A 15,148-nucleotide genomic window follows, 5' to 3' on the forward strand; every position below is an offset into this window, starting at 1 on the left:
AAAAGGGGGCTGAGGTTCGCCCCGTTCATCTGATGTGGATCAAAGAGACATCCACCATATTCGTTAAGACGGTGCGAGAGACAGACATGACCGAGCAAATGCAAGTGGCAGACACCCCAGTGACAGACACATCCGCGACCCAAACAGCAACCGACGTAAAAGCGAAAGCCGTTCCCACCCTGCCCGACGCCGCCAAGGTGACCGAGGTCAAACATTGGAACGACCGCCTGTTCTCCTTTAAGGTTGAGCGACCGCAAACGCTGCGGTTCCGGTCCGGCGAATTCGTGATGATCGGGCTGATGAACGACCCAGACCCGAAGACCGGCAAACAAAAACCGCTGCTGCGCGCTTATTCCATCGCCTCTCCCTCTTGGGATGAGGAATTGGAATTCTATTCGATCAAGGTGCAAGACGGCCCGCTGACGTCGCGGCTTCAACATATCGAACCGGGGGATGAGATCATCCTGCGCCCAAAACCCGTGGGCACCCTCGTCGTGGACGCGCTTTTGCCGGGAAAACGGCTATGGATGTTTGCCACAGGCACCGGGATTGCACCGTTTGCGTCGCTGATGCGCGAACCGGAAGTCTATGAAAAGTTTGAAGAAGTCATCTTGATGCACACCTGTCGTGAGGTGTCTGAGTTGGAATATGGTCGGCAACTGGTCGCGCATATCAAATCCGACGAAATCCTCTCCGAAATCGAGGACGGCAAGCTGCGGTATTACCCGACGACGACCCGCGAAGAGTTCCATCACATGGGCCGCGTCACCGACAATCTGGCCTCTGGCAAAGTGTTCGAAGACCTCGGCATCCCGCCGCTGTGCCCGGAAAATGACCGTGGCATGGTCTGTGGCAATCTGGCGTTTAACAAAGACATCATGAAAATCCTTGATGGCTTTGGCCTGCGCGAAGGGGCCAATTCCGAACCGAAAGAATATGTGGTCGAAAAGGCTTTTGTCGACTGATCCACACCAGAGCGATCCAAATGCGAAAGCCCGCCTCAGAGATGAGCGCGGGCTTTTTCATGCGCAGGTGCCCGGTGAGCGGACATAAAAAAACCGCGCAAAGTCTCCCCTGCGCGGCCCTGTGATCAGATCACGTCTGGCTTACATGCCAAGCAGCGTGCGCGCTTTTTCCAAAATTGCGCCAAGCAATTCCGGGTTGTTTTGCGCCTGAGTCATCGCCGTGGTGATGGTGGCTTTGGCTGTTGCGTCGAGCGACGATTCGTTGACCAGCGCTTTGGCTTTTTCAAGATCGAAGCCCTCAACGGTCAGCGCCTCAGGGGTCGCCATGTCATCGGTTGCGGTTTCAACCGCGTCGCCTGCAGCTTCTGCTGTGTCTGCAGCGGCTTCAACCGCATCGGCGGCCGCGTCATTTGCTGTTTCAACGGCAGCTTCGGCAGTGTCTGCCGCATCAGCAGCGGCGTCAGCGGCTGTCTCAGTACCGCCAGACACCATATCCTTTGCGCCTTCAACGGCATCCGCGGCCATGTCTTTGGTCCCTTCCGCAGCTTCGGTCGCCATATCTTTGGCACCTTCTGCGGCTTCAGTCGCCATGTCTTTCGCTTTTTGAGCGGCGTCCATCGCAGCAGTTGCAGCTTCGGAGGCTGCGTCTGCCGCGCCTTCGCCTGCGGCTTCGGCCGCGTCAGTGGCCGCATCAACGGCCTCGGAGGCCGCGTCAACAGCCGCATCCGCTGCATCAGTCACCGCTTCGGTGGTTGCATCGGCTGCGTCGGAGGCGGCTTCAGAGACCTGTTCAACAACGGAGCTGGTGCTCTCGGTTGTGGTTTCAGCGGCTTTTTCTTCTTCTTTGCACGCTGCAAGAGACAGGGCCAAGCCAGTGATCAGCGCGCCGGTTACAAAACGATTGGTCATATAGTAGTCCTCACCATTGACGGGGAATTATGGTTTCCCGGATAGCTGGCGTATGCCATGACACAGGTACAAAGAAAAGGGGCCAGTTCCCGGGTTTTTCCCCATCAACGCCCCATGTCCGCCCCCTGTCGCCTTCTGTGCAAGAAGACGCCGATATTGGGTTGAATATGGCAAGGTTTCGCCTTATTTTCACGCGACATGAATTGCAACGACTTATAGGAGCTTACCATAGCCCGCAGACCGCATAACGCCCCGCCGACCCGTGACACCGGACCTCGTATCAACGAACGCATCCGGTCGCCGGAAATCCGCCTGATCGGCGCTGAGGGTGAAAACGTTGGTGTCGTCACACCGTCCCGTGCGCTGGAGATGGCCATTGAGGCTGGTCTCGACCTCGTGGAAATTTCGCCAAACGCGGAACCGCCGGTCTGTAAGATCATGGATTTCGGCAAGTTCAAATATGAACAGCAGAAACGTGAATCCGAAGCACGCAAAAAGCAAAAGATCATCGAGATCAAGGAAGTCAAATTCCGTCCCGGCACCGATGTGCATGACTACGACGTCAAAATGCGCAATGTCGTCAAGTTCCTTGAGAACGGCGACAAGGTCAAAGTGACGTTGCGCTTCCGTGGCCGTGAAATGGCGCACCAGGATTTGGGGCGTATTCTTTTGGAACGTGTGGCAGAGGACACCAAAGCCATCGGCAAGATCGAAAACATGCCGAAGATGGAAGGCCGTCAAATGGTCATGATGATCGGACCGTTGCCGAAGTGAGGCGTTGCGTCTAACGTGAGTTTTGAAAGCCCCCGCTGTGAAAACATCGGGGGTTTTTTGTAGCAAGATAGGTGCAAAATGAGCTTTTGGGATCAGCGTTACGACCAACCGGAGTATGTGTTTGGCACCGCGCCCGCTGCGTTTTTACCGCGTCATCTGGCGCAACTGCCCAAAGAGGCCCGCGTGCTCTGCGTCGCCGATGGCGAAGGCCGCAATTCGGTGTGGTTGGCCGAACGGGGTTTGGATGTGACGGCGTTTGACCCCTCCGCGCCCGCTCTGGCCAAAGCGCGCGCTCTGGCGAAGCGGCGTGGCGTGCGCGTGGGCTACCATCAAACCGGGATTGAGGATTGGGATTGGGACCGTCCTTTTGATCTGATTGTGGCGATTTACATTCAATTCATCGGGCCGGAACAGCGCGCCGAACTGTTTACCCAATTTGATCGCGCCCTTGCCCCCGGCGGCCGGGTGATGATCCATGGCTATACGCCAAAACAGGTCGAATACGGCACGGGCGGCCCCGGCAAGGTGGAGAATATGTACACCGAGGCCATGTTGGCGCAGGCTTTTGAAGGCTATGACATCCTCGAGAACCGCGCCTTTGAGATGCATGTGAATGAGGGCCACGGCCATGTCGGCCACTCGGCCCTCATCGACTTTATCGCGCAAAAACCTAAGGGGACGGGTTAAAACGCCCCCGCCCCGGCACCTGCCAAGATCAAAATCAGGATCTGGGGCGCCAAGATGCGCAAGAACATCACCAGCGGGTAAACCGACACATAGGCCACCGACGCCGCCCCGGTTTTGCTCATCGACACGGCAAAGGCCAAGGCGGGTGGATCGGTCATCGACCCGGCCAAAACGCCGCAGAGGCTGAGGTAATTGAACTTGCCAAACACCCGCGCGATGACGCCAACAAGGATCAGCGGCAGGAGCGTGATGGTGATACCATAGCCCATCCACGCAATGCCGTCGCCATGCAGCAACGTGTCAAAGAACCGATCCCCGGCGACGATGCCGACCACAGCCAAAAACAACACGATGCCAAATTCGCGCAGCGCGTGGTTGGCGGCGGGCGGCATATACCATGTGAACGGTCCCCAATGACCCAACCGCCCTAAAACAATCGCGGCCATCAACGGCCCGCCCGCGAGGCCAAGTTTCAGCGGTGCCGACAGGCCCGGCACGGCCAGCGGGATCGACCCCAAAATAACCCCCAAAGCGATGCCGAAAAACAGGGCTGGGAATTGCACCTCTTGCAGCCGCGCATGTTCATTGCCCAGCTCTGTGGCCACCGCATCAATGTCGGGTTTTGAGCCGACAACCGTGACGATATCGCCAAAAGCCAATGACGACGACGCCTGCGCCGGAAGTTCGACGCCCGCACGGTTGATCCGCGACACGGTCACGCCGCGCGCCTCAACCAACGCCAATTCACGCAAGGATTTGCCGAGGATTTTATCCTTGGTCACCACGATGCGCGCCCATGTCAATTTGGTGCCTTTGGTGGTCAACGGCGTATCAATCTCGCGCCCCATGATCAGTTTCATCGCCGCCAATTTTTCGGCAGGTCCAACCATATGAAGGCAATCGCCCAGATGCAGCACGGTGTCGCGCGTCGGCACAATCAATTCACCGCCCGATTTCATCCGCGAGGCGACAACGCCCTGATCAAATAGATCAGGCACATCACCGAGCCGCACGCCTTCAAGGTTCTGGTTGGTGACCTCAAGATTGAGCGCGGGCAAAGCCGCCTCACCGCTTTTGGTCTCCAGTTTATAGGCCTCTTCTTCGCGCTCGACATTGATGCCAAAGAGAAAGCGCACCGCAAACATTGAGATCAAGATACCAATGATGCCAAAAGGATAGGCCATCGCATAGCCCATTCCGGCAAAGCCAACTTCGGAGGCCGGCAGGCCCAATTCACCAAGCGCCTGTTGCGCCGCCCCAAGCCCCGGCGTGTTGGTCACAGCCCCCGACATAACCCCCATCAACACCGGAAGCGGCAGATCCGTGAGCGCATAAATCATCAAAGTCACCGCCACACCGGCCAAAACGATGCCGATGGCGGCAAGGTTAAAGCGCAGGCCGGATTTGGCAAAAGAGGCGAAAAAGCTTGGGCCGACCTGAATGCCGATGGTGTAAACGAACAGGATCAGCCCCAATTCACGGACGAAATGCATGACATCGCTGTCAAAGCTGATCCCGGCTTTCGAGGCGAAGTGGCCAATCAGAATGCCCGAAAACAGCACCCCACCAATGCCCAACCCGATCTTGCGGAATTGAAGTTTTCCAAAGAGCAAACCAAACGCCCCGGCCAAGGCCAGAGCGAGCGTGGTGAGGGCGACATCGGAAAGGGGGAGAGACATGGGCCTAACTTTCTGAATCAAACGGTCGAGATGCGATTGGCCGCGACACTGCGCCGCGCAGGGTCACTTGTAAGTGATATGTATCAATTTTCTGCAAATGCATAACGGCCTTGTGTGCCAAGCCACAGCTGCGCTCTCAGCGACGCTTTTTAAGGCGCAATCAGGCGCGACCTGCCGTTTTCTGCGCCTTTAGCTGTGAGTTTACCCTGTCAAACGTCCGATGAGGACAGGCCGCCAACCCCCATCTGCGCGATGTCCTCATCGGTGATGCTCACGCCACACAGCAACCGATCCACCAACCGATCCACTCCGGTCATAGCGGGATCGCGGGCACCTCCCGGCAGGCCCAAAATTGGCACAGCCCCAAGCCCGCCCGCGAAAAACCGCGCACCGGGGTCGACCGGCAAACCGAAGCGCGTGATCACACCGCCCGCCTGCTTTACCGCCTCAGGCGCGACATCACCGCGATCCACCGTCTCCACCGCGGTCAAGACAAACACCACCTCGCCGCGCGCACTTAAAAGCGCTTCGGCCAGTGCCTCTTCGCGGTGTGGCACCACTAAGGTTTCGATCAAATGCACGCCCAATCGGTCCAATCGCACCCGCAAAAAAGCCTCGCCTTTGGCGGCCCCGCCGTCGCCGCCAATCACGGTTTGAATGAGGCTCGCGGTTTCGGCCAAAACGGCGCGCACCCGGATCGTGTCATGGGCGTCCTCAATCACTTTTGAGAGTGCCGAGCGTTTGACCCCGTAGGGAATGACCCGAACCGTGGCAACGACATCGCCTTTGGCGACGCGGTGGAACTGCGGCAGGGTGGCGACGGCCACCCCCTCATCGACCCGGTTCATCCGAGTGATCCCGGCGGTATCGAGGCCCAAAACCCCAGCGCAAGTCGCCGTGATCTGCACCGCACCCGCGCTGGGACGCCCCAAATCCAAATTGGCATCACTGGGCAGAGGCACCATCGCCGCACTGACCCGGCGTGCCACCTCGTCTTGCGCCACATCATGCGGATCAAGCTCGGCCACGGTGACCTCGCCCACACCAGCCATGACCAGCGCAGCAATCTCTGTCGGTCCAAGCAGACACCCCGCATCCAACCGCCCTCCGGCCTTAAAACTCACAGATCGCGCTAAAATCGTGCCCTTGGCGGCGCGCACCGGGCGGCGTCCAAACATCATGGCCGCCTCAACACTTGGATCACCTGCGCGAGGATCGAGATGACAATTTCCGCCGGACTTTGGGCGCGCAGACCCAGACCGACAGGGGCATGCAGACGCGCGATTTGCGCCTCACTCCCCCCAGCCCCTTTGAGCGCACATTTGGCATCGGGTCGGATCGGTCCCAAAGCGCCAATATAAAGCCTGTCCGAACGCAGCGCGGAGATCACCCCGGCGCGCCCATCCAGCCCATGCGCCAAAAGCGCGGCGCCCGGCCAATCGTCCCCGGTGCTCTGACTTTTGCCTGAGGCGACAAGCTGATTGCCGAGCGGGCGCGGCGCACGGCCCCAGAATTCGATCACCGTGGCCAAAACCGCGCCCCCCCGGCGCGGAGCCACGCAAGTGCGCTGTCACAGACCACATCACAGGCGGGATCTACGGGAACGAGGGGATCGGAGAGCATGGTCACACTTGGCTCCTCAACGCGGCGGTGGAAACGATCAACATAGAGACGACTCTAACGCCACAGGGGCCTGTGTCCAGATGGGGGGCGCATGGATGGCTAACGGCGTGCTCTTCGGAGCAGATGAACGGGGGTGGGAAAGAAAAAGAGGCGTCGCAGGAGAAACGCATCCCTGCGACGCCAGTAAAGTATTCTGCCCACGCACAAAAGGCAGGATACGGCGCGGACGATCGGAAGGAGAGTCCGCGGGAGGAATGCAGGGGTCCAACTGTCTGACTGCGGACGTGAACCTCTGCGCTCAAAAACGTGATAGGACGCTGCGGTTGCGAAAACTTTGATCTGCATCAAATGCGTTTTCAGGCCTGATATTGACCTCGCGCAGATCCGTAAAAAGACGCTTCTACCGGGCGAAAACCCCCTGAATTTCCCCAAAAATCGGCAGACAAGCCTCAGATTTGGTTTAATTTTTCGAAACGGTCGCCATTTTTAAACAACGCGCGCCAGATTGTCGCAGGGGCCCAAATGTCAGGGGCCGCCTTGGCAAAGGCCAAGAGCCGTTTTTCCGCCGCCACAATCCCCATCGCATCTGCCGATTGCATCGGTCCGCCGCGCCAGCGCGGATAGCCTTTCGCGATCATCATCACCACGTCGATGTCCACCGGACGCGCCACCACGCCGCGCTCCAAAAGACGCGCGCCCGCGTTGGCTTCGGCCAAAATGATCCGTTCGACAATATCGGTGTCACTCAGCGCCAAGGCGGGGATACCGCCGTCCGCTCTGAGTTCGGCCAAAAGCGCCTCTGCGCGACTGTCGTCAGGCCCTGCCCCGTCAACATAATCGTAAAATCCGGCCCCCGTGGCTTTGCCTCCGCGCCCTTTCTCGGCCAAATATTGCGCCACAGCGCCGGTCATGTAGCTCAGCCCCAGCGCATCCATGGCCTCGCAGGGTCCGGCAGGAAATCCATAGGCCCGCATCGCCTGATCAATCTGTGCCGGGCGCGCGCCCATCAACAACGCCACATCCACGGCGGCCCATCCCGCCTCTTGCACCACATTGGCAATCAAACCATCCGTGGCAGAGACGGTTACCGGGATTTTGCCGAGGCGACGCAAAAACCCATGGGCCGTTGCCAAAGCTTTCGGGGCCACCCCGTCGGAATGCGCCAATTCGACCACGCGGATCATCTGTGCCGGGGCAAAGAAATGCAGGCCCAAAAACCGTTCAGGATGGGCCAAATCGCGGGCCATCACGTCGAATCCGCGATCCGCGACCGTGGCCAAAACCACATCTTCGGGCAAAAACTCTTCGACCCGGGCCAAAAGACGCCCACGCGTCGCCGCATTGCCTTGGGTCGCCTCGATCACCAGATCGGCGGCGGCGAGGCTATCAACACGCGCACTGGCCGTGAAGGCGGCCACTCTGGCATCGCGCAGCTCGGGGCTGATCTGGCCCTGTTGCGCCGCACGGGTATAGGCGGCCTCAATCCGGTTTTGGACAACGACCAATTGATCAGCGCCATTGCCCAAAAGGCGAACATGAAACCCATGATCCAAGGCCGCGACCGCAATCCCAAGCGCCAAAGTTCCGGTGCCGACAATCCCAAGGGTGACGACCTCGGCGGGCTCAACCCCGTCCACCCCACTCAGCCGCGCCGCCTGTCTTTCGGCCAAATACGCATGCCGGAGGGCATTGGATTGCGGCGAGGCAAAACAGTCCTCTCGCGCGGCTTGTTCGCGCCAGACCCCCGCATCAAAGGGCATCATCAGCGCGGCTTCGACACAGTCAACGATATGTTTTGGCGCCTCAATACGCGCCCCGCGAATTTCCATCCGTCGCGCCGCAATCTCAGTCAGGAAGCGCGCACCATCGGCCATGCCTCGGGTGACATCACGGCTGGGGCGTGGCCCCTTTTTGCTCTCAACCAAGTGGTGAGCAAAGGCCACGGCCTCATCACCAACCTTTTTTTGCACCAATTCATCGACAAGGCCGAGTTTTTGCGCTTGCACACCGTCAATTGGCCGACCCGAGAGCAGGAGCGCCAACGCCGCATCCGCACCAGCCAATCTGGGCAACCGTTGGGTCACACCACCGCCGGGCACGAGGCCAAAGGACACTTCCGGCGCGCCCAACCGCGCAGCCCGCCCCATCACCCGGTAATGCGCCGCCATAGCCAAGGCCAATCCGGCCTCAAGCGTTGAGCCATGCAGGGCCGCGACAACGGGTTTGCCACAGGCCTCGATCCGGTCACATAGGGTGTTTAACGTCGGCGCGGCCTCGATATGCGACAGGGCGTCGGGGGCATAGCCGGTACAGAAAGACGCCCCCTCACCCGCCACGACAATGGCGTGCACATCGGGGTCATGGTCCGCGTCCTCAATGGCCGTGAACAGTGCCAATCGCATGGCATCGGTGATCGTATTGACCGGCGGACGTGACAGGCGCAGCACGGCGACCGCACCGTCGCGGCGGACCTGCACCATTTCACCTGCGAGGCTCTCGCCCTGCGCCACGTCTACACTCTGCCCCTCACGCATCACACACCCCCTTACGCCTTGCCCCGAACACCAAAAGCCATTTTTGTGTTCCGTGGATCTGGGCCTAAACCCGAATGTATCCACAGCTTATCCACAGCTTGTCGTTATAATGGAGGAGAGCAGGACGAGAAAGCAAGAACCCTTTTGTTTCGGGCTCTTGCGGGGCGTGATCGCCCCCCGCAGGAGGCATGGCGCGTGTCAGTTTAGCCTCGGCGCAGAAGACTTAGCCCTCAGTGGTTTCGGCACGCGTCGGATAAAGATCGTCGGCAGAGCTGTCTTCTAACTCGGCCTCCAAGCGCACCAAATCTTCGGGCAAAGGCAGGCCGAGCGCCGACAATTCCGAAAGCGTTTCACGCAAGCGCTCTTGCAGCACATGACGATCCTCAGGCTGGGCCGAAATTTCGTTCAAAATCATATAGGCTTGAGCTTTGAGGGCTTCGAATGCCATTGTCATGTCCTTTCTCGAACAGGGCGCTCGCGCCGATCCGCTTAGACCGGCAAATTGTCCCACATATCGTCATCATCCTCCTCTGTCGCCTCGGCGCTGGCATAAGTGGCCGCGGGCGGTTCGGAGAACGTATGATGCAGCTTGTCTTTCAACACGGCTGCGGTGTCTTCATCTTTGACCAGATCATCGACGATGCGGTCAATCTCGGCGTCGCTTTTTGGTGAATTGGGCACGTGTCGTCCTCCCGAATATAGGCGTCCTTGGAACATTTCACACCCCGCGCCCGCTCAAGCGCGCGTGATGCGGCGGATCATTTGTGTTCGGCGTTGCGCGCGGCGCAGTCTTTGCACACAGGTGTATAGGGTAACACATCCAAACGTTTTTCGCTGATTTCTTCGCCGCAGGCGGCGCAAAATCCGTAATTCCCGGCAGAAATGCGCTGAAGTGCTGCTTCAATCATCGCCAGTTCGAGTTTTCCAGAGACCCCCATGCCTTCAAGCACCTCATCGCTCTCGCGTTCGGTCGCCAGTTCGGCCCAGTCTTTCGACTGATGAGCGTCCAACTCCGTTTCGATATCCTGCAATCTTTGAAGCAATTCGTCTTTGCGTTGCAGCAATTGCGTTTGTCTTTGAACAAGGTCTAGCATGTGCGGTCCTCCTTGGAAGATCAGCATCCGCCCAAATCACATCGCGTGCATTGATGCACATCAACAGGCGGACCGCTTTGCCCTAGTCATCAAACGTCGGCAAGTCGCCCATGGCCGGGAAATCCCCTAAATCCGGCAGCTCGCCCATCTCCCCACTCATATCTCCCATGGCCGGAAAATCCCCAAGCGGCGGCAAATCCCCCATCGGGGGCACGTCGCCCATGTTGTCCATATCTCCGATATCCCCCATTGCGGGCAAATCACCAAGCGATGGCAGGTCTCCCATATCGCCAAGCCCATTCGAGAGTGCCGGGAACTCAGAGCCGCCCGACAGTGCACCCATATCGCCAAACCCGCCCGCCTCTGAGCCATAAGGTGCCTCCAACGGATCGTCATCTTCTTCGGTCATAAATATCAGGCGCACGGCGCGTTTGCCGTTGATCTGGCCCAATTGCGCCCGACTGACGAGGCGATCATCGGCGCGCAATTCGACCTTGGACACAGCAGAGCGCGGGATCGACAAGACCATCCCCGCCTCAAGCGACATCACATCGGCCAAGGGCATACGGATCCGGTGCAAAACCGTATCAAGGCGCGCCTCCGATTTCATCACAACCGCCTGAAAATCGCGGCCAAAATCATTGGGCGCGCCGGGGACGGGTTTGGGCGTGGCGCGCGCAAAAGGAAAGACCAACAAGATTTCGCCCTCGCGCACGCTGCGCCCAAGCGACACGGAGATACGGTACACCCGGTACGGCACATCATCGAACGCAATCGAAATGGAACGCGCCTCGCGCAATTGCGCGGCGACACGGAACCCGGCGACATCGGGAGGATCAGCCACCTCGGCGATGTTGGTTTCAAACAGGGACAGGATGTGATCGGTGATTTCGGTACACATCACCGCATCTGTCGCGGTGGGCGCGCGCTCTTCGGGGGGAGTTTCAACACTTTGCCGGTGGTTTGTTGTTCGACCACGGCAGAGATCACATTGCGATCAAACACCGCCAAGCCATAGGCATTGTCCGGCCCCTCCAAAAGCGACAACAGCGCATATTCGGGCAATTGATCGGGCAGGCGCAAAATCGAACTGCGTTCCTCGATCACATTGGTGACCTGCATCACCAGACCAATCGCATCCTCCGCCGCCTTCGCCGCAGCAAGGCGCAGCGCCTTTGCGGGCGACATCGGTTGAACGTCCGGCGGCGGGCGGCCAACGCCCGCTTTGCGGCGCATCGCGGAAATGATGTCTGCGTCAGACATGGTGGTGCATCAAATGTCCCGGTTTCAATCCGCCTCAGTTGTGCATGCACACGGTAAACAAAGGGTTTATTCCGTTAATCTTTTCGCCCGAAACCGCCGTTTTCACCCCGGCCACATGGTTTTCCCCCAAGGCTCACGCAGATCGGGATCGCAGCCGCGCCAGATCAAGCCGAAACGCCGCCCCACCCTGCCCCGGCAAATAGGAAATTGTACCGCCCAGATTGACCATGATTTCGCGACAAATCGCCAACCCAAGCCCCGCACCGCCCGCTTTCGCGTGATCCGTCAGGCGCGAAAATTTCTCGAAAATCACCGCCTGTTTGTCCTTGGCAATGCCCGAACCATTGTCGATGAAATCTATTTGAATCGCGTCCTCCCCGATCCTGCGAGTGTAGATTTTCAACTCAGGCGAGGCCGCATCGCAGTACTTGCTGGCATTGGTGATCAGGTTGATGAACACCTGCGCCAACCGGTCCGGGTCGGTTTCAATCGCGATATGTTCTGACAGGGCGTGCCGCCGAATGGTGATCGCGCCTGCCGCGCCGCCGGAGGTGGCCTGAACCGCGCGCTCGATCACGTCATGCAAATTGGTGCGGGTCCAGTTGAGCGTCACCGAGCCGTTTTCCAACACCGAGAGGTCCAAAAGATCGTCCAAAAGCCGGGTCAGCCGCTGGGCCTCATCATGGATGATGCCGGAAAACCGCGCCAAGCTTTCGCCGTCCATTTCACCCGTCTGCCCGGCCTCACGCAGAATCTCCGAAAAAGCGCGGATCGAGGTCATTGGCGTGCGCAATTCATGCGAGATTTGCGACAGAAACGCGTCTTTTTGGATCGACAATGCAGTCAGTTTTCCATTGGCTTCGCGCAATTGCCGTGCGGTGCGGGCAAGCTCTTCCGATTTATGCTCAAGCTGGGTCGAATATTCCAACATCTGTGCGGTTTCATCGGCCACAGCCATCAAATCCTCGACCGACACCAACACGCCACCGGCGATTTGACCCAACATCGCATGGGCCGTCGCGGCCCCCACGGACCCGGCCAATTCACGCTCCAAACGTTCGATAAATTCTGATGTTGTATCAGGGAGATAACCCTGTTTTCCCTGCGCCTCCGCTTCGACTTGGAACAGGTTTTGCGCGTCCGTTGGTCCCAAAATTCGCTGTGCCATGACCAAAAGGTCTTCGGCCTCGGCAAAGCCATGCGACCAGCCGCGCGTCGATCCGGTGTGTTCAAACACACTGACGAATTGCGCGCCTTGAAGCCGCTCGACCGGGCGCGGAAAGGACATCAGAGAGCCCAGGACAAACACCAACGTGTTGAGCGCGATGGACCAGACCACAGCATGCACCACCGGATCGACGCCTTCGACGCCAAACAGCGCCTGGGGCCGCAACAGGGCGATGCCAAAGGGGCCATTGTCGAGAAACGCCTGCGTATATCCTGCCGCCGCGCCAAAGGAGGGCAAGAACATCGAATAGGCCCAAACGCAAAAGCCCAGCACAACCCCGGCGATGGCCCCAACCCGCGTGGCTCCGCGCCAAAATATCCCGCCCAACAGCGCCGGTAGCACCTGTGCCACGCCAGAAAATGAAATCATGCCGATGGAGGCCAAGGCCTCTGAGCCACCGGAAAAATGGAAATACAGATAGCCCAAGGCCAGAACGCCAAAGATCGACAGGCGGCGAGCAGAAAGAACGACACTGCGCACATCGCCCGACATGGTCGCGCCGCCCGTGCGCGAACTCAGCCAAATCGGCATGACGATGTGGTTAGAGACCATTGTGGAGAGTGCAATCGAGGCGACAATGACCATCGACGTGGCCGAAGAAAATCCACCTAAAAACGACAGGGTCGCGAGGACGCGTTGATCATAATGCAACGGCAAAGTGAGCACGAACATGTCCGGGTTTGACCCTTTGGGCAACACGTCCAAGCCCACAACAGCGATGGGGATGACAAACAAAGACATGCCAAAGAGGTAGAGCGGAAAGGCCCAACCCGCCGTAAACAAATGATTTTCATCGACGTTCTCAACCACGATGACCTGAAACATCCGCGGCAGGGTGATCAGCGCTGCACCCGACAACAAGGTCAGCGTGATCCAGCGCGTGCCGTGAATGGAATGCTGGGCAACGGGTGAGGCATCAATGCGTGCCATCAAATCGTTCATCCCATCGGACAGGCCCCAAACGACGAAACTCCCAACTCCCACAAGTGCCACGAATTTGACCACCGCCTCCAAGGCAATCGCCGTCACGACGCCATGGTGGCGTTCGTTGGCATCCAAATTGCGCGTGCCAAACAGGATGGTGAACAGCGCCAATCCGGCAGCGACCCAAAGCGCGGTTTTGTCCAGATCGGGCACCACCATGCCGGAGGGGTCATTGAGACCAAAGACCGCGAAAGACAGCGCCACGGATTGCAATTGCAGCGCGATATAAGGCGTGGTGCCGATCACCGCCAAAAGCGTCACCAAGACCCCCAAAGTGGTCGATTTGCCATAGCGCGAAGAGATCAAATCCGCGACCGAGGTGATCCGCTGAGTCCGGCCAATGCGCACCAGTTTGCGCAAAATCCACCACCAACCGATCATCACCAAGGACGGGCCAAGATAGATCGTCAGATACTCAAGACCTGAGCGCGCCGCATATCCGACCGCGCCGTAAAATGTCCAAGCCGTGCAATAGATTGAGAGCGAGAGCGTATAAATCCACGGCGAGCGCAACCAGCCCAGCCGTCCGGCCTCGGCCCGCTTTTCCGCCCAAAATGCCACCACGAACAGAAATGTGGCATAGCTCAGACAGGCCAGAACAAGGATGTTGAAATGGAACATTCAGCGGCGGTCCTCAGGCGGGGAGACATCGCCAGACGCGCCCTCAGAGCGGCTTTGCGAGGTCAAAAGCTCCTCGGTGCGCGCCGCGCCATGGGCCAGCAAAAAGGCCAACCACCCCGCGGCCAAAATCCCAAGCGCCCAAACCACAAACACATGTACGAAAGACCGTGATCCTGCGCCCAAAGGCTGCCCCGTGCCCTCGCCGCCCCAGAGCAGCGGCAAAAGCCACAGACCCAAAAGCAAAAAGGGCAAGAGCCGTTGCGCATCAATCAGGCGTCTGCGCCGATATGAGGCGCGCGCCAGATAGACCGGGGAACGGCCCTCAGCCATCGTTGGCCTGCGCCCGATCCAGCCCGGCCAAACGGCGCACCGCCTCTAACATTTCGGAATTGGAGAACGGCTTGGTCATGAAATGCGACACGCCTGCGGCCTCGGCCATATCGCGATCTTTTTTCTGACCTCGCGCGGTCAGCATCAAAATTGACAGATCTGAGTGCTCCGCCATGCCGCGCAGATCGCGCAGGATGTCAAAGCCGGATTTATTCGGCAACATCACATCCAAAATCACAATATCCGGCCGCTTGGCCGCGACAGCCGCCACAGCCGTCGCCCCGTCCGAATGCGTTTCCACGGTCCAACCGTCCCGCGACAGAATAAACCGGATCGCTTCAATTATGTTTGGTTCGTCTTCGATCAGCAACACACGCTTGCCCATCTGACAGACCCTCTCTCCCAAAGGCGTTTTTTCCAATCCCTCATCCGAAGATACCGAAAAATCGCATACATC

General features: G+C 58.8%; 16 protein-coding genes. 3 read left to right on the forward strand and 13 right to left on the reverse strand.

Annotated elements, in window-relative coordinates:
• Positions 1 to 86: 86 nt before the first annotated feature.
• Positions 87 to 965, forward strand: coding sequence for a ferredoxin--NADP reductase (locus tag DA792_RS10135; protein WP_254679673.1), 879 nt, complete (start codon positions 87 to 89; stop codon positions 963 to 965).
• A gap of 141 nt (positions 966 to 1,106) precedes the next feature.
• On the opposite strand, the gene DA792_RS10140 is transcribed toward DA792_RS10135, so the two are convergent.
• Positions 1,107 to 1,874, reverse strand: coding sequence for a translation initiation factor 3 (locus DA792_RS10140; RefSeq protein ID WP_107719841.1), 768 nt, complete (start codon positions 1,872 to 1,874; stop codon positions 1,107 to 1,109).
• 279 nt (positions 1,875 to 2,153) lie between these two features.
• Between DA792_RS10140 and infC the strand changes: the two genes are divergently transcribed.
• Together infC and DA792_RS10150 are read left to right on the forward strand one after the other, a co-directional pair.
• A complete protein-coding gene (infC, locus tag DA792_RS10145) occupies positions 2,154 to 2,648 on the forward strand; it encodes a translation initiation factor IF-3 (RefSeq protein WP_439099394.1) in 495 nt (164 codons plus the stop codon).
• A 78-nt stretch (positions 2,649 to 2,726) separates the two neighbouring features.
• Complete coding sequence (locus tag DA792_RS10150) at positions 2,727 to 3,335, forward strand: SAM-dependent methyltransferase (RefSeq protein WP_107719843.1); 609 nt, start codon at positions 2,727 to 2,729, stop codon at positions 3,333 to 3,335.
• Here DA792_RS10150 and DA792_RS10155 read toward each other — a convergent pair.
• The 12 genes from DA792_RS10155 to DA792_RS10210 form a co-directional block, all read right to left on the reverse strand.
• Entirely contained in the window at positions 3,332 to 5,014 is a 1,683-nt protein-coding gene (locus DA792_RS10155) for a putative transporter (RefSeq protein WP_107719844.1), read from the reverse strand. The genes DA792_RS10150 and DA792_RS10155 overlap by 4 nt on opposite strands.
• 209 nt (positions 5,015 to 5,223) lie before the next feature.
• A complete protein-coding gene (locus DA792_RS10160; RefSeq protein WP_159075240.1) occupies positions 5,224 to 6,195 on the reverse strand; it encodes a molybdopterin biosynthesis protein in 972 nt (323 codons plus the stop codon).
• Entirely contained in the window at positions 6,192 to 6,572 is a 381-nt protein-coding gene (locus DA792_RS10165; protein ID WP_107719846.1) for an XdhC family protein, read from the reverse strand. Before DA792_RS10165 ends, DA792_RS10160 begins: the two co-directional genes overlap by 4 nt.
• 514 nt (positions 6,573 to 7,086) lie before the next feature.
• Positions 7,087 to 9,171 (reverse strand): enoyl-CoA hydratase-related protein, encoded by a 2,085-nt coding sequence (locus DA792_RS10170; protein WP_107719847.1) that lies wholly within the window; start codon positions 9,169 to 9,171, stop codon positions 7,087 to 7,089.
• Positions 9,172 to 9,394: 223 nt separating this feature from the next.
• Positions 9,395 to 9,619 carry a hypothetical protein gene (locus DA792_RS10175; RefSeq protein WP_107719848.1) on the reverse strand — a complete coding sequence of 75 codons (225 nt, stop codon included), beginning with the start codon at positions 9,617 to 9,619 and terminating at the stop codon, positions 9,395 to 9,397.
• A gap of 41 nt (positions 9,620 to 9,660) precedes the next feature.
• Positions 9,661 to 9,852, reverse strand: a complete 192-nt coding sequence (locus DA792_RS10180; RefSeq protein WP_107719849.1) for a hypothetical protein — start codon at positions 9,850 to 9,852, stop codon at positions 9,661 to 9,663.
• Between the two features lie 77 nt (positions 9,853 to 9,929).
• Positions 9,930 to 10,265, reverse strand: coding sequence for a TraR/DksA family transcriptional regulator (locus tag DA792_RS10185; RefSeq protein WP_107719850.1), 336 nt, complete (start codon positions 10,263 to 10,265; stop codon positions 9,930 to 9,932).
• A gap of 82 nt (positions 10,266 to 10,347) precedes the next feature.
• On the reverse strand, positions 10,348 to 11,166 hold the full coding sequence (locus tag DA792_RS10190; protein ID WP_107719851.1) for a FliM/FliN family flagellar motor C-terminal domain-containing protein: 819 nt from the start codon (positions 11,164 to 11,166) through the stop codon (positions 10,348 to 10,350).
• A complete protein-coding gene (locus DA792_RS10195) occupies positions 11,166 to 11,528 on the reverse strand; it encodes a hypothetical protein (RefSeq protein ID WP_107719852.1) in 363 nt (120 codons plus the stop codon). Before DA792_RS10195 ends, DA792_RS10190 begins: the two co-directional genes overlap by 1 nt.
• A gap of 133 nt (positions 11,529 to 11,661) precedes the next feature.
• Complete coding sequence (locus DA792_RS10200; protein WP_107719853.1) at positions 11,662 to 14,361, reverse strand: ATP-binding protein; 2,700 nt, start codon at positions 14,359 to 14,361, stop codon at positions 11,662 to 11,664.
• Positions 14,362 to 14,691: a hypothetical protein gene (locus DA792_RS10205; RefSeq protein WP_107719854.1), complete on the reverse strand. Its 330-nt coding sequence runs from the start codon at positions 14,689 to 14,691 to the stop codon at positions 14,362 to 14,364.
• Positions 14,684 to 15,076: a response regulator transcription factor gene (locus tag DA792_RS10210; protein WP_107722652.1), complete on the reverse strand. Its 393-nt coding sequence runs from the start codon at positions 15,074 to 15,076 to the stop codon at positions 14,684 to 14,686. Before DA792_RS10210 ends, DA792_RS10205 begins: the two co-directional genes overlap by 8 nt.
• Between the last annotated feature and the right edge of the window lie 72 nt (positions 15,077 to 15,148).

The organism is Celeribacter baekdonensis, from assembly GCF_003047105.1.
In the GTDB taxonomy this organism is placed as follows: Bacteria; Pseudomonadota; Alphaproteobacteria; order Rhodobacterales; family Rhodobacteraceae; genus Celeribacter; species Celeribacter baekdonensis_B.

What these genes read in the sequence shown, in the direction of transcription:
- DA792_RS10195 (WP_107719852.1), bottom strand. Translation starts at nt 11,528, where the DNA reads ATGTCTGACGCAGACATCATTTCCGCGATGCGCCGCAAAGCGGGCGTT.
- DA792_RS10175 (WP_107719848.1), bottom strand. Translation starts at nt 9,619, where the DNA reads ATGGCATTCGAAGCCCTCAAAGCTCAAGCCTATATGATTTTGAACGAA.
- DA792_RS10150 (WP_107719843.1), top strand. Translation starts at nt 2,727, where the DNA reads ATGAGCTTTTGGGATCAGCGTTACGACCAACCGGAGTATGTGTTTGGC.
- DA792_RS10190 (WP_107719851.1), bottom strand. Translation starts at nt 11,166, where the DNA reads ATGTGTACCGAAATCACCGATCACATCCTGTCCCTGTTTGAAACCAAC.
- DA792_RS10210 (WP_107722652.1), bottom strand. Translation starts at nt 15,076, where the DNA reads ATGGGCAAGCGTGTGTTGCTGATCGAAGACGAACCAAACATAATTGAA.
- DA792_RS10170 (WP_107719847.1), bottom strand. Translation starts at nt 9,171, where the DNA reads ATGCGTGAGGGGCAGAGTGTAGACGTGGCGCAGGGCGAGAGCCTCGCA.
- DA792_RS10185 (WP_107719850.1), bottom strand. Translation starts at nt 10,265, where the DNA reads ATGCTAGACCTTGTTCAAAGACAAACGCAATTGCTGCAACGCAAAGAC.
- DA792_RS10140 (WP_107719841.1), bottom strand. Translation starts at nt 1,874, where the DNA reads ATGACCAATCGTTTTGTAACCGGCGCGCTGATCACTGGCTTGGCCCTG.
- DA792_RS10155 (WP_107719844.1), bottom strand. Translation starts at nt 5,014, where the DNA reads ATGTCTCTCCCCCTTTCCGATGTCGCCCTCACCACGCTCGCTCTGGCC.
- DA792_RS10200 (WP_107719853.1), bottom strand. Translation starts at nt 14,361, where the DNA reads ATGTTCCATTTCAACATCCTTGTTCTGGCCTGTCTGAGCTATGCCACA.
- DA792_RS10160 (WP_159075240.1), bottom strand. Translation starts at nt 6,195, where the DNA reads ATGATGTTTGGACGCCGCCCGGTGCGCGCCGCCAAGGGCACGATTTTA.
- DA792_RS10135 (WP_254679673.1), top strand. Translation starts at nt 87, where the DNA reads ATGACCGAGCAAATGCAAGTGGCAGACACCCCAGTGACAGACACATCC.
- DA792_RS10205 (WP_107719854.1), bottom strand. Translation starts at nt 14,691, where the DNA reads ATGGCTGAGGGCCGTTCCCCGGTCTATCTGGCGCGCGCCTCATATCGG.